Source organism: Planococcus sp. VCh962 (genome assembly GCF_057748275.1).
In genome coordinates this window covers 71884-93147 of sequence record NZ_JBYLHS010000010.1, presented here as the reverse complement: position 1 = coordinate 93147, position 21264 = coordinate 71884, and the positions used below count along the sequence as shown (strand labels likewise).

Below are 21264 nucleotides of genomic sequence, written 5' to 3'. Positions count from 1 at the left end.
ACGGCATGGCGCAGGACGCTTAACGTCAATTTGTCGCTGGAAGCTGCAATGATCAGCATCTGCAACGGGCGATTCCCTTTCAAGATCGGCCAATAATCGCGAAACTTAGTTTGTACTGTTAAATCTGCGAGACCATAGAATTCTTTCTGGTCTTTGCCCTCGATTCCTATGACAGCCAGCACTGTAAATAAAAAACCAGCGAGGATGGCATAAGTATTCAATTCATGGAACAAAGACATTGTAAATCCACCGTGCTTGGCCACTAAATAGGAAGCGACAAATACTTGTCCACCGGTGAACAACAGCGTGTTGTTGACGCCGTCGAATACTGCAAAGAGCGGACGCTGTTTTGGGTCGTTCGTCAGCACCGTCTGGGCCGCCTTGGTGCAAGCGGTCTGCATCGTATAACCGATGACATAGACAGCATAGATTAAGATGAAAAAGACCATTTGAAGCGACTCCGGCAAAAGGTGCGTGACGTTGTACATGATTAAAATGGATCCCGCTAAAATGATATTCCCCAAAACCATCATCGGGCGGAACTTGCCGAATTTCGATTCGGTCTTATCAAGGATAAAGCCGATGATCGGATCCGTGATCCCATCAAATAGGCGCATGAACGTTAAAATGGTACTGATCGCCACCACGGTCAAGCCGGCGATGCCGGTAGCGTAATAAGAAACAAATGCGAGCAGGAACATATACATATTGGTTGCCGTGTTGTTTAAAGTAAAAAATCCAATCTGCCAAATCTTCGCTCTATGGTACTTCTGATTTTCATGGATGGTTGCAGTTGTCATCAGATCTCCTCTACTCTCCATTAAGATAGTTTTTGCTGCTTCGTTTTTCTTGCATTACGAAAGTTGAAAATGAAGACGCTTTCAAATTCTTTTCAGGGATATGTTCCTTTATTTATTCTCAGAAGACTGTAAAAACAAATTATTTGTTTAGTCAACAAACTATATCATTAATAATATATGAAAGCGCTTAACCATTCAAGCTTTTTTTACAATCTTCCGAAAACAAACTATATTAAGAAAACCGTTTCGCTCACTTTCGCAAATTCAGCTGGCGAAACGGCTCTTTTTACTTCTTATTGCGTAACTGCAACTGCTTGTTCTTGTGCAATCAGGCACAATTCCGCCGCCTTGAATGCATGTTCCTGCGTCATCGCGTTCTCCGTGCGGTTTATGCAGTCTTTGATGAATTCACCAAAGAACGGGAATCCAACCGTGCCGGAGAGGCTGTAATGCTTTTCTCCGTTCTTATTGACAAGATACAGATGATCTCCGGTTTCTTCGCGTGCCACATCCAGGTATTTGCGGATTTCGATGGTACCCTCCGTGCCGGTGATGAAAGTGCGGCCATCTCCCCATGTCCGTAAGCCTTCCGGCGTAAACCAGTCCACTTTGAAAATTTGAGTGGCACCGTTATCTCCGCGTAGCGTGGCGTCTCCGTAATCCTCAAGCTCAGGATAGTCCGGATTATTGTAGTTCCCGACCTTACTATGAAGAACCTCTGCATCTTTACAGCCCGCATAATACAAAAATTGCTCAATCTGGTGGCTGCCAATATCACAAAGAATTCCGCCATACTGCTCTTTATCAAAAAACCAATCCGGGCGGCTTTCTGCATTCAAACGGTGCGGCCCGAAACCGGTCACTTGAATGACCCGGCCGATTGCCCCGTCTTTAATGAGCTGCCCTGCAAACACCGCTCCTTCGACATGCAATCGTTCGCTGAAATAAACCATGTACTTCTGCCCCGTCTTTTTAACGACACGTTTCGTCTCTTCCAATTGGGCCATCGTAGTGAACGGTGTTTTATCCGTAAAATAATCTTTTCCGGATTCCAGCACACGGTTGCCAAGCGCACTGCGCTGAGAAGGAATCGCAGCGGCGGCGACGAGTTTCACTTCAGGGTCATCCAGAATTTGCTCGAACGATGCAGCTGCTGCAACTTGTGGGAATTTCTCGACGAATTCCTCCACTTTTTTCGGATCCGGATCATAGACCCATTTCAATGTTGCGCCTGCTTCCACTAAGCCGTTGACCATACCGTAGATATGGCCATGATCAAGAGCGGCAGCCGCAATCGGGAACTCTCCTTTTTTCACTACAGGATTCGGTTTCCCTTTCGGCGCATAAGTCATTCCGTCTTTACTCATTTGTTTCGGCCTCCTGTCATTTAACTGCTGCTGCTTCGAACCAATCTGCATACCCGAGTTTACGTAAATTCTGAGCTGAAATTTCCAGGCAATCGAAAGGATCACGTCCGTACGTATCATCTTGTTCCACCAGGAAATACTTTGCTCCGCTTGCAAGCCCAGCATCAATGACAGCCGGAATATTCATATTCCCTTCGCCCACTTCCGCAAATTCAATCAAGTTATTGAATTTAGTAAAGAATTTGGCCATGTCTTTGAAATCATCTTCATTCACATCCAATTGACCGATGCGATAATCCTTTAAGTGCAATAAAGAAATCCGGTTTTTGTACTGGTTGATGATATCAACCGGATTTTCTCCAGCACGCTGAATCCAGTGAATATCCAACTCGAAGCCAAGCTTTGATGTATTGTTTTTGATTAAATCAAGAAGGTACTCACCATCGAACTTTTGGAATTCGACATGGTGCGTATGATAGTATAGCTCAATTCCCTGCTCCGCTAGGCGATGCGCCATGTCTTCCGCTTTTGCAATAAACTCCATGATTTTGTCTTTGTCGCCCATAATCGTCAGCGGCAGCATGCCGATGCGGAGAAAATTGCAGTCAAGCGTTTTGCAATCCTGGACAATTTTATCGAAATCACTTACCAATGTTTCACCTGGCATTCCCGGCATCATCGGTTCCAGTGGAGCTGACAAAGCCGCTATCTCGATATCGAAGTCCCGGCTGGCTCTTTTCAGCTCGGAGACGTTTTCTTCAGTCATCGGGATTTGCGAGACTTCCACTGCGTGATATCCCAGTTCATTAATTTTTCTCATCGTTTCATAAACACCGATTTCCTCGACTTTGCCTTTCAGCATCATCATTTGTACACCGATTTTTCCTTTTTTCATTGATATACCTCCATTGCGATTTGTTTTCTGCTATTGCTTGATTCACGGATGGCATCAATCATTTCCATCGATGTTTGCGCATCTTTTGCGTGAATATAATTATCCGTATTCTGCCGGATGCAATCATAGAACTCATTGATCAGTTTCATGTGACTTGCGCCGTAATAAAATTTCGTGCCCGGCAGTTTTTGGTCTTCTTCTATTTTCAGCTGTGTCCCATCAGCAAGCGTTTCAGTCAAGATGCTGTCTTTAATGGTGAATTTGCCTTTTTCAAATAGCAATTCGAGCTCCACTGATGAATTCTCCGCATTGGCATTTGTCGCAAATAACAGACCCTTCGCGCCATTTGTAAATTCGATGCTGGCCGTTGCCGTGTCTTCGACTTCTAAATCATAATCAAGCAAATTATCGATGGAACCTTTGATTTTTTTGATTTTACCGCCGAACAATTGCATCAGATCTATCGTATGAAGCGCTTGGTTAATCATCACGCCGCCACCCGCGTATTTCATCTGGCCGCGCCACGGTTTGATGTCGTAATATTCCTTCGGCCGGAACCATACGACAAGCCCTTTAATGCCCATGACTTTTCCATATTTCCCGCTTGCTTGAAGTTCCAGCATCTTTTCAACGGTTTCGTTTCGGCGATTTTGCAGCGATATGCCGATTTTGATATCGGGGTTCCGCGCTTCCAATTCAACTAACGATTTGCCTTCTTTCGCATCCAGCGCCAACGGCTTTTCCTGAAAGACATGGACACCTTTTTCAACACAGGCTTTTGTTGCTGCGTAATGAAGGTGATGTGGCAAGCAAATATGAACGCAGTCGAGGGATTCATTTTGCAGCATTTCGTGGTAGTCGGTGTAAAATACCGGCCCTTCGATCGCGCCTTCCATCACCGGATCAATGTCACAAACAGCGGCAAGCTCGGCATAAAGGTTACTTTGAATGACCGGGATATGGATTTTTGAAATATCGCCGAGGCCGATGACTCCTATTTTCAGCATATGGTTTCCCCTCTTTGAAAAACAACTCAACGCCGGCAAGGGCGCTGAGTTTGTTTTTAATGATTATTTTTGGATTAGCAAGCTCTTTTCTTCTTCTATTTTTTTCGATAATTCAGCGAAGTACAGATCTTCATCTACTGGTAACTCAACTTCTTTGCCGAGCCAGCTTGATAGGTGAATTGCGTTGGCTAATGCCACTCCGCGGATTCCGTCGCTGCCTGGTGCAAGAAGTGGTGTACCGTCCAGGACATTGGCTGCAAAGTTTTCAAGTACGCTTGTGTGCTGTACACCCCATACGTCATTAAATTCAAGGACTTCTTCGTCATAGATGTCATCTGCGCCGCCGCCCATGAAAATTTTCATGACGTCCTGCATGTCCATGCTCGCACTCATTTCAGCTTCCGGACGTTTCAAGCGTTTAATGGTCACTTTTTTGCTGTCATCGACAACGATTTTCCCATTGTCGCCATGGATTTCGAAACGGTCTGTGCCCATGATGTCGTGTGTTGCTGTGATAAAGACACCCGTTGCGCCATTGCCATAATCGAACATTGCCGTCACTTCGTCTTCCACCGCGATGTTTCGTTGATAGCCGTATTTGACATTGGAATAGACTTTTTTCGGCATGCCGGCAATCCATTGCATCAGATCCAGCTGATGCGGAGCCTGATTTACAAGCACGCCGCCACCTTCACCTTCCCACGTCGCTCTCCAAGCGCTTTGATCGTAATAGCCCTGCGGACGCCACCAAGTCGTGATGATCCAATTTGTACGGCGGATGCTGCCGATTTCATCGTTATCGATAATTTCTTTAACTTTCTGATACAATTCGTTGGCACGCTGGTTGAACATGATACCGAATGTCAGCTCCGGTTTCGTTGCTGCAAAATCATTTAATTCCTTCACTTGTTTCGTGTAGACGCCAGCCGGTTTTTCTAATAAAGCATGAATGTCTCTTTCCAGCGCCTGAATTCCCATTTCAGGATGCAGGTAGTGTGGGACGCAAGTAATGATAGCATCCACATTGCCGCTTTCCATCATGGCAATATAGTCTTCATAGAACGGCACATCCGGATATTTTTCAGCCGCCAGTTCTTTTTTCGCCAAATCAATGTCGCAGATTGCCCCGATTTCCATATTCGGAACTTTGCCCTCAGCGATAAAGCCTGCGTAAGCGCCTCCTTGAGCTCCTAAACCGATAATTCCTAATCTCACTTTTTTCATGTTTCATTCTCCTCACTCGTATTTTTTTGACGTTGATTTCGGTAAGCTTTTGCGGTCATCCCAACTTTTTCTCGGAAATAACGGCTGAAATGGGAAACGCTTTCAAAACCGCTTTCATGCGCAATGTCTTTTAATGCCTTTTCAGGTTCGTTTTCAAGCAATTGTTTGACTCGGTTCAACCGGCAGCCCATCACATATTCCATGATGGTGAAGCCAGTCATCTCTTTGAAGACATGAGACGCATACGATTTGCTTAAGTTCAATGCATCCGCAATTGACTCAATCGATAATTTACCCTGGAAATTTCGTTGGATGAAAGAAGCGATATTCTCAGCATGCGTTTCTTTTTCTGCTTTTTTGCCTGGAATTTTCAAGGAGTCGATTTGGCCAAGCTGATTGACTGTCACCAGAATCTGCAGAAGCAGGATTTTCGTTTCCGCTTCTTTTCCGACGCCCGTAAAATCGTTGTTCCGGTGCACTTCTTCCAGGCGCTGTATCAGTTGCTCCAATTCTCTTGATTCTTCGTTCTCTCGCGTGCGGATCAGGCAGTAATGCAATTTTTGGAAGACGTCCAGCAGATGCCCGCCGTTCACTGCCTTCAAAGCCTTCTCGATCCATTGCGGTGAAAAATGGATCATACTGCGGACATACTCGCTGTCTGGCGATGTATTTGGCTTATGCAGCGCCATGCCATCCATTAGCAGGATATCGCCAGGCTCAAGATCATAAATCTGGTCGTGGATTAAATACCGGCAGGAACCGGCGTGGAAAAAATAAATCTCATACTCTTGATGGGAATGGTAATCGATATGCTCCAAGTATTTATCCATCCGGTAATGCACCATAAGCGGATGTTCCATCACTACTTTACCTTTCAAATGATTCTACCCCCATTTTATATGAATTTCAGATAATTTCATTAGCTGAAAGTGCTTACATTCCTTATTAGATTATCTGAGAGTGCTTTATTAAAAAACTTTTCAGATAATTATTTCAAATCTTTCATGCTTTGTACAGTGCTTCCTGTTGTAAACTGATTTGCTTTCGCTTACCCCTTTATTCCGCAAATATTATTTTTAAAGAAAATGCCTGAATCTTAGTATCGGCCTTTGTGGTATCCTTTAGTTATAGATAACTTCGACTGCAGCCCCGGCCACAATGGCTTCTGCAAAAAGATTTAGCAATGGAGGAAAACGATATGGTTACGGGAGACGGATCTTATATAAAACAAATAAACAGAAGTTTGATTCTGCAGCAAATCATCGAACACGGAATGATTTCCAGAGCCGACCTGTCAAAAAAGGTCGGCTTGAACAAAGCCACAATATCCGTGCAGGCAGCAGATCTGTTGGATGAAGAGCTTATTTATGAAACACATCAGGAGCACCGCAATTTGGGGCGGCGTCCCATCATGCTGTCATTAAACCGCCAAAGCGGCTTTGCACTGGGCATCGATCTGGATCATAAGAATATCACATACATTCTTTCCGATTTACTTGGCTATCCTGTGCAAACTGAGATCATTCCGTTGGAGACTTCAAATTACGAAATGGTGTTAGAACTATTGGCAGCGCAGATATTGAAGTTTCAGGCACAATGCTCGAACAGCCGCTACGGTTTGATTGGTGCAGTCATAGGCGTTCATGGCACTGTCGGAAAAAACGAGAAAGTTTTTTTTGTCCCTCAGCACCAATGGCGCGATAAGGACCTGAAAGCCGATCTCGAAAAAGAAACAGATGTGAGCGTGCTTATCGAGAACAATGCCAATGCCTCGGCTTTTGCTGAAAAGGTCTTCAAATCCCAGGACAGCGAAAACCTGTTGTCCATTTCGATGTATTCCGGCATGGGACTTGGCATTATCATGGAAGGTGAGCTATTGAAAGGCTATAACGGATTCGCCGGTGAAATGGGCCATATGATTGTTGTTCCAGGCGGCAAGCCCTGCGCTTGCGGCAATAAAGGCTGCTGGGAAATGTATGCTTCAGAAGCAAGGTTTCTGCAGGGTCTCGCCGCTCTCAAAAAAAAGAGCAATCTCAGTTATGAAGATGTGAAAAGCTGGCTAGCAGCTAAAGATCCGGTCGTAATCCAGAAAATCGATGAATTCTTTGAATTTCTGGCAATTGGATTGAATAATATTATCAATCTTTATAACCCGGAAACCATTGTGCTCAACAGTCAGGTGCTGAAAATGTATCCCGGCGCCATCGATCGCATTCAAGGTCTGTTGAAGTCTTCGGTCAGCCATTACCGCGAATTGAAGCTTTCAGATCTTGGCAAAGAAGCGTGTGCCATGGGAGCATGTGCCCTCGCCATCAAGAGTTTTCTGAAAGTACCCGAGCTGCGCTTGGATTTATCAAAAGAACATCTACCCGCAGATGACTATGTGGAAACGGTCATCTAAAAGAATCCCCCTTCCGAACCAGGAAGAGGGATTCTTTTTGGTCTATTGAATTTTTTTCTGTTTACGTGGCCGGAACTTGCTCTTTTACACGAAAGAACTGCTCAGCGTTGTAATAGCAGATATTCTTCACGTAATTTTCCAAAAGCTCAGGGTCATTCGGCATTTTGCCTTCTTCCACCCATGTGCCCAGCAGGTTACACAGGATTCTTCTGAAGTATTCGTGCCGTGAGAATGACAGGAAACTTCTTGAATCCGTCAGCATGCCAACGAAATTGCTGATGAGCCCGATATTCGCCAAGGTTTTCATCTGCGCTTCCATGCCGTCGATATGGTCATTGAACCACCACGCTGTACCCGCCTGGACTTTTCCTGGGACTTCGTCATTTTGGTAATTGCCGGCCATTGCCGCCAAAATATTATTGTCACGTGAATTGATACTGTACAGCACCGTTCTCGGCAATTGGTCTTTTACGTCCATTGCATCAAGCAAACCGACCAATTTATCCGCCAGCAAAAGATCCCCAATGGAATCAAAGCCGGCATCCGGGCCGATCCGGTTAAACATTTTCGTATTCGTATTGCGCAGTGCGTTGATGTGCAGCTGCATCACCCAGCCTTTTTCCGTGTAAAGTCTGGCTAGTTCCAGCAATGTGTAAGTCTTAAATTGGTCGATTTCTTTAGCAGACAGCTCTTCCCCGTTCAAACGCTTCCGAAAAGCCACTCCCGCCTCCTCCTGATCGGTATTTTCAAAGAACAGCACAGAGATGCCATGGTCGGAACTTCTACAACCGATTGCGTCGAAATAATCCACCCTGTCTGATAGCGCTTTCAAAAAAGAAGCGTAATCTTCAATGCTGAATCCTGCCGCCGCTTCCAGTTTTTTCACCCATGCCAGAAACTCATCTTTTTCGATTCCAAGCCCTTTGTCCGGACGGAATGACGGAGATACCGTGCTTTGATATCCTTCTGCCGCCAGCTTTTCGTGGGCTGCCAAATCATCTGTCGGGTCGTCTGTCGTACCGACGAAAGTCACTTTCTCTTTCCTTAAGATTGACCGCACGGAAAGTTCCGGAGTCGCAAGTTTACGGTTTGCTTCTTCCCAGATGGCAGGCGCTGTTTTTTCGTTCAACACTTCGTTGATTCCGAAATAATTCAGCAGTTCCAAATGTGTCCAGTGGTAAAGCGGATTGCCAATTAAATTTGGAACCGTCTTGGCCCAGGCCATAAATTTTTCGTAATCACTCTTGTCGCCTGTGATATACGCTTCGTTAATACCGTTTGCCCGCATCGCCCGCCATTTATAATGATCGCCGGCAAGCCAGATTTCTGTTAAATTACTGTAATTTTTATCTTCTAAAATTTCCTGCGGATTCAAATGATTATGGTAATCAATGATTGGAAGATGTTTAGCTGTTTGATGATAGATATTCTTCGCCGTTTCGTTATACAATAAAAAATCTTCAGTTATGAAAGTTTTCATCTTATTACCCCTTTTCATTTTATAACTCTGATTTTTCTTAGCTCAATAATTAATTTGTTTGATAAACAAATTAATTGATTTGGTTTTATCATATAACCTATATTTTAAAAATTCAAGCTTGTTTTCTATTTTTTCAAAATATTTTTTGAAGTAATCAGAAAATATTAGGTTCGCTTCGCATTGAAAAAGGAGCGAAACAGTTTGTGCACATCCGTGGGTTCATTTCTAGAGCGCGAAACTACCACAAAATTTGCTGTCAAAAAAACTGTAGACACACTCAAATTTCTTGAGTATATCTACAGTCTTCTAATCTTATGCCATTTTATCTTCATCTTTACTCAACCATATTGTCACTCCAAAAAAATTAACGAGATTTAAACTGTAGTGCCCAGTTTATGGAAGAGCTAGAAGGTTTCAATAGGTCAGTCCATGATCGAGCCTGTAGATATTCCCATCGGCATCTTTATACGCATACCTAAGTTCTTTAGGTAAATAAAGGTCTTTGTCGTATCCAGGAACATCGTTTCTCGATACACAATTACCCTGTTCATCAACAGCGATACGGTCCTCACTGGCTGGCAATGTCAATGGCAAGACTCCAACCGGTTGGCTGTTTCCTGTGATGACTTCAAATTGCGCTTTGTAAAACGTGTCATAGCCGGCAATCAAGGCATCGGCCAACGGTTCAATATTTCCAAGAATCCAAGGCAAGGTGATATTCACACTCATGATGACTTCTCTTCCGCGGTTATGGAGGTCAGCTGCCACTTCTTTTAAATGGTTCATTTCAGTTAAAGTAGTTTCTTCATAGTCAGTACCATCCAGAGCTTTCACGGATTTGTTTTCGCATAGTTCCAGTTCAAGAAGCCCGAGTGTTGCAGAGAAATAAGCGCCGGAGATCGGATGCAAAAACAAAATGGCGATATCCGCTTCGCTGTAATGCTCGGCCAGCGTCATTTTGCCTAACTCTTCACATTCTTTTCGTGCTTTTTCTGTATAAGAGGCTGCCCGTTCTGTGTCTTTATGGAAAACTTCCACATAAATCTTTTTGCCATCTAATTTTTCCGCTGTTAACGGCAAGGTTTTTTTCTGGTTTTTCAATACTGTCACTGACTTTTTATGTGCTTCATAAGCCGCTTCCCAATGAGCCGGAGTTTCCACTACAGAAGTAGCATGTTCAGGGCTTGCGTATGTCCGGTCATCGAATAGCCCCAGCGTGAACATTTCTGTAAGCAGCCGTGTATTGGCTTCATTTATTCGTTTCTCGCTGATCCAGCCATTGGTGATTGCCAATTTCAGATTTTCAATATCATTGGTATCCGCAACGAGATCAGTGCCGGCATTGACGGCTTTTGCAAAGCGTTCAGCTTCACTCAGTTCCTCAACGCCCCAAGCCATCTTATTGACAATGCCGCTGTCACTGTTTACATAACCTTTAAAACCTAACTTGCCTCTAAGAATACTATTTAAGAAGTAATGATTGAACGTAAATCCGACCTCTTCAAATGGGATGTCTTCCCCTTCAAATTCCTGAACCACGCTTTTTTTGATGCTTGGAATGGAGTAATACGGCATGATTGATGAAGTTCCATGGTCGACCGCTGCCTGGAACGGCGGCAGATGATATTTTTCCAGACTGCCAGGAGTTGGATAAAGGTTCCATTTGCCTTCTTCATAATGCGGATCGAATCCATTTTCTCGTGCTCCGCCGCCTGGAAAATGCTTGGTGGTCATCGCAATGCTATGCTTTCCTAATTTTTCCCCTTGGAAACCTTCGAGGATGCGGCCGATTGCATCGGAAATAAATACCGGATCTTCGCCAAATGTTCCGTAAGTTCGTTGCCACCTTGGATCTGTAGCTGTATCTGCCATATACATATACCCTTTTCTTAATCCCACAGCATTCCACTCGTCATGGGCAATTTCAGCAAACTGACTGATGAGCGATGCATCTCCGCCTTTTTTCACTTCCCCTTTTGCCGCTGCAGCTAGTCCAAGCGTTCCTGGCCACGTAGAAAAAATTCCCGAAGCATCATTCATGCCAAAAATAGGTTCTGCATGTTCATTTCTTGAATTAGAAGCTATCAGGCAAGGAATCCCCAATCGGCTACCTTCACAAACTTCATTCATCGCATTAACCCATTCCGCTGTTTGAGCTGGACTCCAATTGTCTCTTAAAATAAAATGCCGCAAATGCATTTGTTCAATTGTATGTGTTGTTCCGTATACTTTTGTTGCCGCAAAAATAGTTTCGCCTTTTTCAACAATACCTTCATCCAGTACGCCATTATGGCTCGTTTTGTTTTTATCTTTTTGGGAAAGCCCCATTTGGCGGGTATTGATAAGCATCATTCCGACCTTTTCATCCAGGTTCATTAGCGAAACCAGGTTTTCCGCACGTTCTTTGGGACTCAGCCGCCAATCCTCATAAGGGTCCAGTTTCCCATCGCCATTCAAGTCCTTAAACTTCAATCCATCTACTTCAATGGTTTTTTTGATTCTCGTTTTTAATTTTGGTTGTTGATTAGTCATTTTTACTTTCATTCCTCTCTAATTAACTATTTTCCTATAATTACCTGATTGTATTACAGGGAAAGAAGTAAGGCAATTTCGGCTTACTTCAATCGAAACTCATCTCCTCCTCACTCATTCCTTCAAGTAAGAGAATTCTTTTGCAAATATGTAAAAGCAATGCAAGACAATTTTCAATGCCATTATATACATCTGAGTGTCTTTAGAAACCTGGTCCAGTGGACAAAACTTCCGCACCTACTTCTTCATTTCCTTCCTGGAGATAAAAGCAAACAGGGCTTCTCTCTTTCTGCTTTTTCAATTAACATCAGATGCTCTCATTTTCTGCCCACTCCAAAACACTGGTAATATGGAATTTCTCGTTGCGTGTGTCAAGTAAAGGAAAATAAATATATATGTTTTGATTTTTTGATGACTAGATTATCTCTCCATAGAAAGAGTGCCTCATGAAGAGGCACTCTTGTATCTTCAATATTCATTTCAAGAACGCAGAATGGATTTAGTCTATAGTTGGAACAGGTCCGAGTTCATCTTTATTTTTATTGACCGGCTTAAGTGAAGTGGCAGCCGCTCGTTCTTCTGCCGCTTTTTCTTTAACTTTCGAAATCGAACTTTGAATTTCTTTCATCTTATTCTTGTCCAGGTGGTAGTACTTCATGGCGATCAACGAAGCGATCCAGCCGAGCACCGGAATCCCGAATGCCAGGAAGATGGTCAATCCGTATAAGGAAGTTGTTAACGCATCCCCCAGTTCCGGGAAAGTGTCTTTATAGCCGATCAATGCTACTGCAAAACCGACAAGAGCCGGAGCCAGCGACGAAATCAATTTATCGACGAAAGAGAACAGCGTTCCGATCATCCCCGGCACATACCGGCCGGATTTGAACGTCTCATAATCGGAAACATCGGCAATCATCGGATTGACGAGTGCAGATGGCAGGCTGCCAAAGCCCATGCCCAATGTGTACAAGACAATAAAGCCGATCGTGGCAAGGCCCATATTGCTCAGGGAAATCGTTGTCGGGTCGATGGTGAAGAGGAAAGCCACCAGCACGCTGAACGCTACGAGACCAACCCAGGTCGAGATAACGAACGCTTTTTTCAAATCCGTTCTCCGGGCATACCAGACGCCCACAAAAGTGATCAACAGCGTCGGGACAATGACGATCATGGAGATCGTACCGCTCAGTTCATAGTCCCCCAGCAAAATCCCGAATAACATGACAACCACGACGGCATGGCGCAGGACGCTTAACGTCAATTTGTCGCTGGAAGCTGCAATGATCAGCATCTGCAACGGGCGATTCCCTTTCAAGATCGGCCAGAAATCACGGAATTTCGTTTCGACGGTCGCATCGGCAAGGCCGTAAAATTCTTTCTGGTCTTTCCCGCGAATGCCGATGACCGCCAATACTGTAAATATAAAAGCAGTGACGATGACGTATGTGTTCAATTCCGTAAAGAACGGCATCGTGAATCCTCCATGCTTAACGACCAAGTAGGAAGCGATAAATACTTGTCCACCGGTGAACAACAGCGTGTTGTTGACGCCGTCAAACACTGCAAAGAGCGGACGCTGTTTTGGGTCGTTCGTCAGCACCGTCTGGGCCGCCTTGGTGCAAGCGGTCTGCATCGTATAACCGATGACATAGACAGCATAGATTAAGATGAAAAAGACCATTTGAAGCGACTCCGGCAAAAGGTGCGTGACATTGTACATAATTAAGATAGACCCTGCTATAACAATATTCCCCAGAACCATCAGCGGGCGGAACTTGCCGAATTTCGATTCGGTCTTATCAAGGATAAAGCCGATGATCGGATCCGTGATCCCGTCAAACACCCGCATGAGTGTCAAAATGGTGCTGACAGCCACGACGGTCAAGCCGGCGATGCCGGTGGCGTAATAAGTGACAAATGCCAGCAGGAACATATACATATTGGTTGCCGTGTTGTTTAAAGTAAAGAATCCAATCTGCCAGATTTTCGCTTTGTGGTATCCGTAATTTTCACTGACGGGTGCAGTTGTCATTAGATCTCCTCTTTTCTCCAATAGGATATTGTTTTTAGGACTAGTCTTTTCAAGACACCATAATTGAATGCGCTTTCAAAAATTTATTTTAATGTCTTTCTTGTGTTTACTATCAAAAGCTGGAAAGGAAATAATTATTTGTTTGGCCAACAAATTATATAATTAATAATATACATGGAAGAGGTTCAATGAGCAACTGTTTTTTTATAATCTTCTGAAAAATTTTTAAAGGATTTTATGTGTTTTCTCTCTGGTATGTTTTTATCGAAGAACTATAGGCAGATAAAGAGTAATGAGGTAGAAAACAATATAGTCAATTTTTAAGAAAGAACGCACACAAGTGAAATGAGAGATACTTATCAATGGATGAAAGGATTACCCTATTTAAAAGTATAGGCGCTGCAGATACAAGGAAAAGGAGCTGATCCTGTTGGACCAGCTCCGTCTTATTAAGAAGGAAGGTAAATAATTAATAAAGTCGAACATCCTCACATAAAATAAAACGTGAAATTCTGAAAAGTATCGAGAACAGCTTACGATTAGTAAAAATTCACTGGCTTTTTAAAGGTTAAGAACGAGCATTTTATCGCGCAGCATAGAATCAATACTTCTACCGATGCCCTGTACGCCTTGTCCAGAGTTTTTCACTCCCAAGAATGGGAAGTGATCGGGCCCACGGGATGTTTTGCCGTTCACCTGGACGGTCCCTACATTCAATTTGTCTGAAATAGAGAAGGCATTCTCCAGATTACTAGTGAAGATACTTGCTTGAAGGCCATACCGGTTACGCTTTTCAAGTGCGATTGCTTCCTGTTCATTCTCAATTCGCATAAACGGAAGCACCGGTCCAAACTGCTCCTCCCAAGCGATATCCATTTTTTCCGTTACATGGTCAAGCAGAGTTGGGCCGAGAAGGTTCTTGTCCTTAATACCTTTCAGTACGACGGTAGCGCCTTTATTCTTTGCATCTTCAATCAGGCTGCTAACGAAATCCGCTGATTTCTGATCGATCATAGGAGTCACATTCGCATCTTCACTGGACCTGCCTACTTTCAGCCCGGTCACGATTTCTTTCACTTTTCCGATGAGTTCATCCGCGACACTGTCAACGACCATAACACGCTTTATAGCCGTGCAGCGTTGTCCAGAATAGCTGAGTGCTCCACTGACGATTTCTTTTGCTGCTTTATTCAAATCTGCATCTTCCAATATAATGGCGGAGTCTTTGCCGCCAAGCTCTAGCACCACCGGAATCATAGCTGCTTGTTTGGCGATATGCTTTCCGGTTGTTGTTCCCCCGGTAAACGAAATCATGTCGATAAGAGGATGGGTAACAATGAAATCACCGATAACAGAACCTCGCCCTGTTACGACGTTTACCACTCCCTCCGGCAGGCCGGCCTTTACTAGAGCTTCCACCATTAGTAGTCCACTGATTGCACCCTGGGTAGCAGGCTTAAAGATAACGGTGTTGCCTGTAATAAGCGCAGGCGCAATTTTTGAAGCTGCCAGGTTTACCGGGTAGTTAAATGGCGAAATGGCCAGCACTACGCCGTGGGGTACTTTCTGCACCATAGCTTTTGTCTTCTTTGAAGCCCCGGGAAATGCATCCCCCTGGATAAAGCTGCCGTGTGTACGAAGACCTTCTTCTGCCGTATAACGAATCAACTGAGCCGTGCGCTTCACTTCACTTTTTCCGTCTGAAATAGTCTTGCCTACTTCTTTATGAATCATTTCACCGATTTCATCGGTCATCTTTTCTAATTCATCCGCCCAGCGATGAAGAAGTGCAGCGCGCTCATGGCTTTCTTTTGCTGCCCATGCTTCTTGTCTGTCCGCAGTTTTTTGAATTGCAGCAGCCACTTCCTCCTGAGTCAAGGCAGGGACTTCCCCTACTACTTCATGATTATCGGGAGAGTAAATTTGTATAGTTTCTCCACTGTTGCTTCCTATCCACTTGTTGTTAAGTAAAGTATAAAACAATTTTTCAGCTTGACGTACTGTCATATTCTCTTCACCCTCCGTTTCTTTTTTAACCTGTGCAAGATTAATGTCACCAATTGAACTATAGGGAGTCCCTTTCAAACAAGGCTTTGTTCAATCAAGGATTGTGGTCGCCGGTTCTAAACCTTTCCGTTCGTGGTGCTGTTCAACATAGTGATAAAGCCCAATCCTTGTGCTTTCAATTTCGGTTTTTTAAGATAAAATTCATTACCAATAACCATATTCCTTTAAGCGATTCCACCATATAGTACAAGTATATAGTTTGTTGACTAAACAAACAATTAAAATAATTATTTATTTCAACCTTTCTGATAATGGACATAAGATAGTTTGCTACTTTTAGAGATAAATTCCACTGATTTAAGCTTCATTTTTCATAAAATTTTAAAAGACCAGTAACCTTCGAAAAAGGTCACTGGTCCTTCAAATTCTTTTCTTCATATATAAAGACTTCCGATAAGTGCTGATATGTAAACTTATTCATCGACAAAAAAACTTCTAATGCCTTCACGACTTACATTTCAAATGCAACTTTTATAGAAGGAATGAAACGTTCTCTAATAAAAAATAAAGAAGTTGTACAAGGAATGAATGCATAACCTATACTATAAATAGAAGATAACTACCAAACGAAATATTTTAGGAGACCTGATAGTATGAAAAATAGTTTTTTATCTTTTAACGATAAAGATCGCAGAAACTCATTACCTGATGAAATTACCCAATTTATTCTCAAAAAAATATTTACCGGTAAACTCCAACCGGGTGATAGACTGATTGAAACAAATATAGCGAAGGAACTGAATGTAAGTAACATTCCAGTTCGGGAAGCATTTTATATTTTGCAAAATACCGGCATCGTGGAAAGGTTACCCAGAAAAGGGGTGCGTGTTAAGACATTCTCAGCAGAAGAAATTCAAGCATATATTGTCGCTCTGAAAGAATTATACCGAATCGCTATAACATACTCCGTACCGAACTGGAATGATGAGCATCGGTCAAATATTAAAAGCTTACTGACTGAAGCAAAAGAAAAGTTAGAACAAAAGAAAATTGAGGAATATATCATTATGTGTGACCAGGTTACTTCCTACATTTTTAAAGTAGCGGGGAACAACGTATTCCTGAAATTCTATATGGAAATCACTTATATTACTACAGTTTACAGCCAATCCATGCGGAATGATGATGATAAATTAGAGAGAATGCATTTCTATCTAGAGACCGCCGTAACTTCACTTATTCAATCGGACTTTAATCAGGCAGAGATACAATTGGAGCTATTGGCTAAACAAGCCCTGCTTGTTTAAAAACGCATTGGAAGATACTTCTATTCACTTAAAAGCAAAAGGTGCTGACAAATTGAAATGTCAGCACTTTTTTGTGAAGAAAAAGTAGAAACGTTTGTAACTCATGAATACTTACCAGAAGAAAAGTGCTTTAGCTGCCTATTCTTCTGAAGAAACTGCCGCAATATCCCCTGCTTGCACAGTATATCCTCCATCTATTACTTGAGAAGTTCCTGTTGTAAATCCTGATTCATCACTTGCCAGATATATCATCAAATAAGAAACCTCTTCCAGTTTCCCAACTCGTTTCAAAGGTTGGCCATTCATTGCAGCTTTGCGCAATTCCTCTGTTGGGAACCCTTCCCGGAACATGTCTGTATCAATAGTTCCCGGATGAATTGCGTTCACACGGACATTAAATGGTGCAAATTCCATCGCAGCCGCACGTGATAAAGCTGTTACAGCACCTTTTGCAGCAGTATATGTTGAAAGACCCCCACTTGCATTAATTGCAGCAATGGAAGAAAGGTTAATGATAGAACCTCCGCCATCTTCTTTCATGAATGGCAGCACATTGCGCATACCGATGAATACGCCCCACGCATCAATATCCATTACTCGAGTCCATTGCTCATGTGTCAATTTATCAAATGTGGCATTTGCTAAAATACCGGCATTATTAATCAATACATTTAATTTCCCAAAGTGTTCGTGTGTTTTTTTAGTAACTTCTATCCAATCATTTTCATCTGCCACATCCAGCTTATAAGCAACTGCCGAACCTGGAAATTCCTTATTCACTTCATCAACTAAGTTTTGGACACCTTCATAATTATAATCTGTAGCTGCAACTTTCGCTCCTTCACGTGCAAAGTAGCGAACATGCATTGCTCCCATTCCTTGAGCAGCTCCTGTAATCAAAGCGACTTTCCCGTCCAATCTTCCCACTGAAATCTCTCCCTTTCAAGTATAGTTTTTGAACTAATTATATATAATATATAATTTCTACACTTACTACCTTAACTCATGTTAGATATCCTGTACATTTAAGTGTCTTATTTTATTTATTCCCTTTGCAGTAAATTTTAAAAAGGGCTTTGAATAATTAATAAGCTAAATTTAATTTTTATTCCCGGACAAAATATTGAATTAAACTGTTCGTAAAAGTACACTTTTACGAACAGAAAAAGCAGTTGAGCTGCTGCACCTTTAATTTACTGAAACAAGTCTATTGATTGAAATAAAAAAGGCCCTCCCGATTATGGGAAAGCCTCAGAAAATTTCACTTTGCTTTGAGAACCTTATCGATTTCCTGTTCCAATATTTCTAGTTCCTTTACTCTTTCATTTAACTGCTTCTCAAACTGAATCCCTACATACATCTTTTCTTCATCTTTTTTGAGTTGATCAATTTTCTCTTGAATGGTTTTCACGATACTCATAGGAGATAGCTCCTTTCTTTTTATTTTTGGAACTAGTTGAAAACTACGTTTAAATATCCTGAAAGCGGATTTTCAATGCCTGCAATACGGCATTATTGGTTTCATCGCCATAACTAAAATCCAAGCTGACCTCATTGCCGTTAAACAAACTGAGGCCGACTTCCACTAGTTTTCGGGTAGATCCGGTCAACCCTTCATGCGCGGGAACCAGCTTTCCTTTGTCTTCGCTGTATTCCGTCAACAAAGCCAATGGACCGCCTCCCGAATGGATCTCCGTTTTGTCTAACAATCGATAGATAGCTGGAATACTGGCCATATAAAGGTTCGCCCGGTATTGAGGGTCTGTCCCCTTTCTTTCAAAAAAAGTAACCAGACTTGAAAAATTGGCTTCGTGTTCATTGTCCATGAAATACATATGATTTCCTTTCTGTGTTCCAGGTCACTCAAGCAGCGAAGAGAAAAGGGATTTTTTCTTCCAATAGGTGCGGAGGCGAGTGGAAGTGAAGGAAAGTGGGAAACCCCTGGTTTTTCACTGATTTATCCTTATCCATTCTCTCAGACAGTCTGCTCTCACGAGTCATCCCCTGAAACACGCTTCATTTTTGTCTTTATTATATAGTAAGCTGACCTCCTGTTGACGCTAATAAAAGGAGTTAGCTGCTTCTGAAGTTTCCGGCTCTTCTTAGAAAGACAAAGGGCTTATTGTTTAGTCTTCATAAGAGCAGGTTTTTAAGATAGGGTGTACCCCTTTCCGTTTTTTACTGATTTGATTCTTGTTTCCATTTTTCGAGTTCCAACAAGACGTCTTGCCAATAGGCACGATTGGAATGTTGCTGCTTCAACTCCCGAAGAGTCCTTGCATGAAGTCTAGCATCTCCGGGGGAACAGGATTTACTTCGTGAATGTTCACCTGCTAAGGATTCGATTTTCCTATTTGTTTCTCGAATGTTCTTCAGCAGGGCTTCTTTTGCTAATAAAAGAATCGTTTTTCTTAATTTTTCTGGTTTTTCAACTGTATTCCCCACCATAAAAACCTCCTGTTTTTAAGTAATCAAGCAAGGGGTGTGCCCCTTGCTTGATTCAGTTTTAAAAATAACCTTTTTCCTTCAAGGAAATGCCCTTTTCATTTCCGACAATGACATGGTCGAGCAATTCAATCCCAAGTATCTGTCCGCATTCATCGAGACGTTTGGAAACTTCGATATCCTCGATACTTGGTGCAGGGTCAAATGAAGGATGGTTGTGGGCTACAATGATGCTTTTCCCGTTGTTCAAAATGGCGCTTTTGAAGACTTCTCGTGGTGCCACAATGGAGGCGTTAATGGCGCCGATATGGCATCGATGGACGGCTACCACTTTATTTTTGGTATTCAAGACAAGTACGAGAAAAACTTCTCTGTCTTCATCTCCTATCAGCTGGCGTACAGCTTCCATCACTTTTTTCGGGCTGCTGCACGTGACCTCTTTCATGAATTCGTATTTCTCCTCCACCTCTAATACCTCTTGTCGTATTCTGATGACCTCAATTAGTTTTTCCATTTGGCATGTCTCCTTTGAATTTGATTTTTGCTTTTGGTTTCCGAAGCACTTCTCTTCCCAAAGGGGAAGATTTTTCCCTTTTGGTAAGTAGAACGGAAGACTCGCATAAAAAGCCGTCCATAGAACGTGAAATACCGGAGCGCAGTGAGAATATGTCGCGAAAGTCCATTGACGGTTTTTTCAGGCTCTTAGCCAAAAACAGGATGGTGCAGGTTTCCAGTCTATTTTTGGCTTAGTGCCTTTGGGATGTCTTATAGTTCGGATTCCAAAAGGAAAAATCGCATGACAACAGCAAAGCCAGCTTTGCTTTCCTCTTTTCTTCTGTTGAATTTGGCCCTGCCATTGTCGTGGGAGCGTGAAGAACCGGACAGGAATGTAGAAACGGTTTCCAGTTCGCCAGTTGCGCGTTTTGCGTAAGGGGCCGACTGGTTACGGTTTCTTGTTATCGGCCGGTTTAGATCACAGCGAGATGCCCTAAATTGTTTGGCTGCGCCTTTCAGCAGCCGTACAAATTAGGAGCAGACCTTTAGGCAATCCCGAAACGGTTTTGACTTCGGTTTAGTGGAATCACGATCGTTTTTCACGGTAATTTTGTAATCATTAAAACGACCTGTGGTTATAAATACATTTAAGCCAAGGTTTATTCGTAAATAAGGCCGTAAATCACGACCGTATTTTTGTAGTAGTTCACGGTAATTTTGTAATAGTTACACACCGCAAGGGTTCTTATGATGAGAATTTACATTAAGAAAAACCTCTTCCCTGTTGGACAATTCGAAAGAGGGGGTGGAAAAATTTAATGGGGAGAAGAGAAAAGCCGGTTTCCTGATTTGAGGCAAGGCTGTTCCATTGGTTTAGAAGACGACTTACATAAGGCAGGGTTCATTGGATCACACTTAATTCAAGGAAGAAAGAGATAAAAAAGAGCCTGCAAGAATAACTTGCCGCCCCTTTTATAGAAAGTTAATGATTTAGGATTTCAACTCATCCAACAAAATTTCGGCACCTCTTGGACTTAAGGTGATGCCACGTGCATATTCCCGGTTTTCAGCCGAAATTTCACCGGTTATCAAACAGGCTCCTGGTGCCAGGGACGGCTTCAGCCAAATGAACTCGTCTTCCATGAAAAGCTCAATCGGCGCCTTTTTCTCAATCTGAAGCAGTTTCCGCAATTCGACCGGAATCGCGATCCGTCCCAAGTGGTCTATTCTCCGTACCATTCCTGTGTTTTTCATGTTTGTTCGCTCTCTTTC

Annotated in this window: 19 protein-coding genes; 3 read left to right on the top strand and 16 right to left on the bottom strand. The window is 42.8% G+C overall.

What is annotated here, in order from left to right; all coding sequences use genetic code 11:
• From AC3AQ9_RS18635 to AC3AQ9_RS18610, 6 genes are all read right to left on the bottom strand, one after another.
• Positions 1 to 800 (bottom strand): MFS transporter (locus AC3AQ9_RS18635; RefSeq protein WP_488308989.1); only part of this gene is annotated, 800 nt, incomplete at its 3' end.
• 293 nt (positions 801 to 1093) lie between these two features.
• Positions 1094 to 2167, bottom strand: coding sequence for a Gfo/Idh/MocA family protein (locus tag AC3AQ9_RS18630; RefSeq protein WP_488308988.1), 1074 nt, complete (start codon positions 2165 to 2167; stop codon positions 1094 to 1096).
• Positions 2168 to 2183: 16 nt separating this feature from the next.
• Positions 2184 to 3062 carry a sugar phosphate isomerase/epimerase family protein gene (locus tag AC3AQ9_RS18625; RefSeq protein ID WP_488308987.1) on the bottom strand — a complete coding sequence of 293 codons (879 nt, stop codon included), beginning with the start codon at positions 3060 to 3062 and terminating at the stop codon, positions 2184 to 2186.
• Positions 3059 to 4069, bottom strand: coding sequence for a Gfo/Idh/MocA family protein (locus AC3AQ9_RS18620; protein WP_488308986.1), 1011 nt, complete (start codon positions 4067 to 4069; stop codon positions 3059 to 3061). The genes AC3AQ9_RS18625 and AC3AQ9_RS18620 overlap by 4 nt, the downstream gene beginning before the upstream one ends.
• A 63-nt stretch (positions 4070 to 4132) precedes the next feature.
• Positions 4133 to 5293 carry a Gfo/Idh/MocA family protein gene (locus AC3AQ9_RS18615; protein WP_488308985.1) on the bottom strand — a complete coding sequence of 387 codons (1161 nt, stop codon included), beginning with the start codon at positions 5291 to 5293 and terminating at the stop codon, positions 4133 to 4135.
• Positions 5290 to 6171: a helix-turn-helix transcriptional regulator gene (locus tag AC3AQ9_RS18610; protein WP_488308984.1), complete on the bottom strand. Its 882-nt coding sequence runs from the start codon at positions 6169 to 6171 to the stop codon at positions 5290 to 5292. The genes AC3AQ9_RS18615 and AC3AQ9_RS18610 overlap by 4 nt, the downstream gene beginning before the upstream one ends.
• Before the next feature lie 320 nt (positions 6172 to 6491).
• Between AC3AQ9_RS18610 and AC3AQ9_RS18605 the strand changes: the two genes are divergently transcribed.
• Entirely contained in the window at positions 6492 to 7694 is a 1203-nt protein-coding gene (locus AC3AQ9_RS18605) for an ROK family transcriptional regulator (RefSeq protein ID WP_488308983.1), read from the top strand.
• 61 nt (positions 7695 to 7755) lie between these two features.
• Here AC3AQ9_RS18605 and uxaC read toward each other — a convergent pair whose 3' ends face one another.
• The 4 genes from uxaC to AC3AQ9_RS18585 form a co-directional block, all read right to left on the bottom strand.
• Complete coding sequence (uxaC, locus tag AC3AQ9_RS18600) at positions 7756 to 9174, bottom strand: glucuronate isomerase (RefSeq protein WP_488308982.1); 1419 nt, start codon at positions 9172 to 9174, stop codon at positions 7756 to 7758.
• Between the two features lie 414 nt (positions 9175 to 9588).
• Positions 9589 to 11706 (bottom strand): glycoside hydrolase family 3 protein, encoded by a 2118-nt coding sequence (locus tag AC3AQ9_RS18595; RefSeq protein ID WP_488308981.1) that lies wholly within the window; start codon positions 11704 to 11706, stop codon positions 9589 to 9591.
• A gap of 499 nt (positions 11707 to 12205) precedes the next feature.
• Entirely contained in the window at positions 12206 to 13738 is a 1533-nt protein-coding gene (locus AC3AQ9_RS18590; protein WP_488308980.1) for an MFS transporter, read from the bottom strand.
• Positions 13739 to 14299: 561 nt separating this feature from the next.
• Positions 14300 to 15745, bottom strand: coding sequence for an NADP-dependent glyceraldehyde-3-phosphate dehydrogenase (locus AC3AQ9_RS18585; protein WP_488308979.1), 1446 nt, complete (start codon positions 15743 to 15745; stop codon positions 14300 to 14302).
• A gap of 653 nt (positions 15746 to 16398) precedes the next feature.
• Between AC3AQ9_RS18585 and AC3AQ9_RS18580 the strand changes: the two genes are divergently transcribed.
• Positions 16399 to 17052: a GntR family transcriptional regulator gene (locus tag AC3AQ9_RS18580; RefSeq protein ID WP_488308978.1), complete on the top strand. Its 654-nt coding sequence runs from the start codon at positions 16399 to 16401 to the stop codon at positions 17050 to 17052.
• 138 nt (positions 17053 to 17190) lie between these two features.
• Here AC3AQ9_RS18580 and AC3AQ9_RS18575 read toward each other — a convergent pair whose 3' ends face one another.
• The 5 genes from AC3AQ9_RS18575 to AC3AQ9_RS18555 form a co-directional block, all read right to left on the bottom strand.
• A complete protein-coding gene (locus AC3AQ9_RS18575) occupies positions 17191 to 17979 on the bottom strand; it encodes an SDR family NAD(P)-dependent oxidoreductase (RefSeq protein WP_488308977.1) in 789 nt (262 codons plus the stop codon).
• A gap of 334 nt (positions 17980 to 18313) precedes the next feature.
• Positions 18314 to 18472, bottom strand: a complete 159-nt coding sequence (locus tag AC3AQ9_RS18570) for a hypothetical protein (RefSeq protein ID WP_488308976.1) — start codon at positions 18470 to 18472, stop codon at positions 18314 to 18316.
• A 49-nt stretch (positions 18473 to 18521) separates the two neighbouring features.
• A complete protein-coding gene (locus tag AC3AQ9_RS18565) occupies positions 18522 to 18887 on the bottom strand; it encodes a DUF2538 family protein (RefSeq protein ID WP_488308975.1) in 366 nt (121 codons plus the stop codon).
• Between the two features lie 343 nt (positions 18888 to 19230).
• The gene (locus AC3AQ9_RS18560; RefSeq protein WP_488308974.1) at positions 19231 to 19497 is read right to left on the bottom strand and encodes a hypothetical protein; all 267 of its coding nucleotides are present in this window, start codon (positions 19495 to 19497) and stop codon (positions 19231 to 19233) included.
• Between the two features lie 61 nt (positions 19498 to 19558).
• Positions 19559 to 20011, bottom strand: a complete 453-nt coding sequence (locus AC3AQ9_RS18555; RefSeq protein WP_488308973.1) for a JAB domain-containing protein — start codon at positions 20009 to 20011, stop codon at positions 19559 to 19561.
• A 282-nt stretch (positions 20012 to 20293) separates the two neighbouring features.
• Between AC3AQ9_RS18555 and AC3AQ9_RS18550 the strand changes: the two genes are divergently transcribed.
• Positions 20294 to 20428 (top strand): hypothetical protein, encoded by a 135-nt coding sequence (locus AC3AQ9_RS18550; RefSeq protein ID WP_488308972.1) that lies wholly within the window; start codon positions 20294 to 20296, stop codon positions 20426 to 20428.
• A 554-nt stretch (positions 20429 to 20982) separates the two neighbouring features.
• Here the strand turns inward: AC3AQ9_RS18550 and AC3AQ9_RS18545 are convergent.
• Positions 20983 to 21246, bottom strand: coding sequence for an AbrB/MazE/SpoVT family DNA-binding domain-containing protein (locus AC3AQ9_RS18545; RefSeq protein WP_488308971.1), 264 nt, complete (start codon positions 21244 to 21246; stop codon positions 20983 to 20985).
• Positions 21247 to 21264 lie beyond the last annotated feature (18 nt).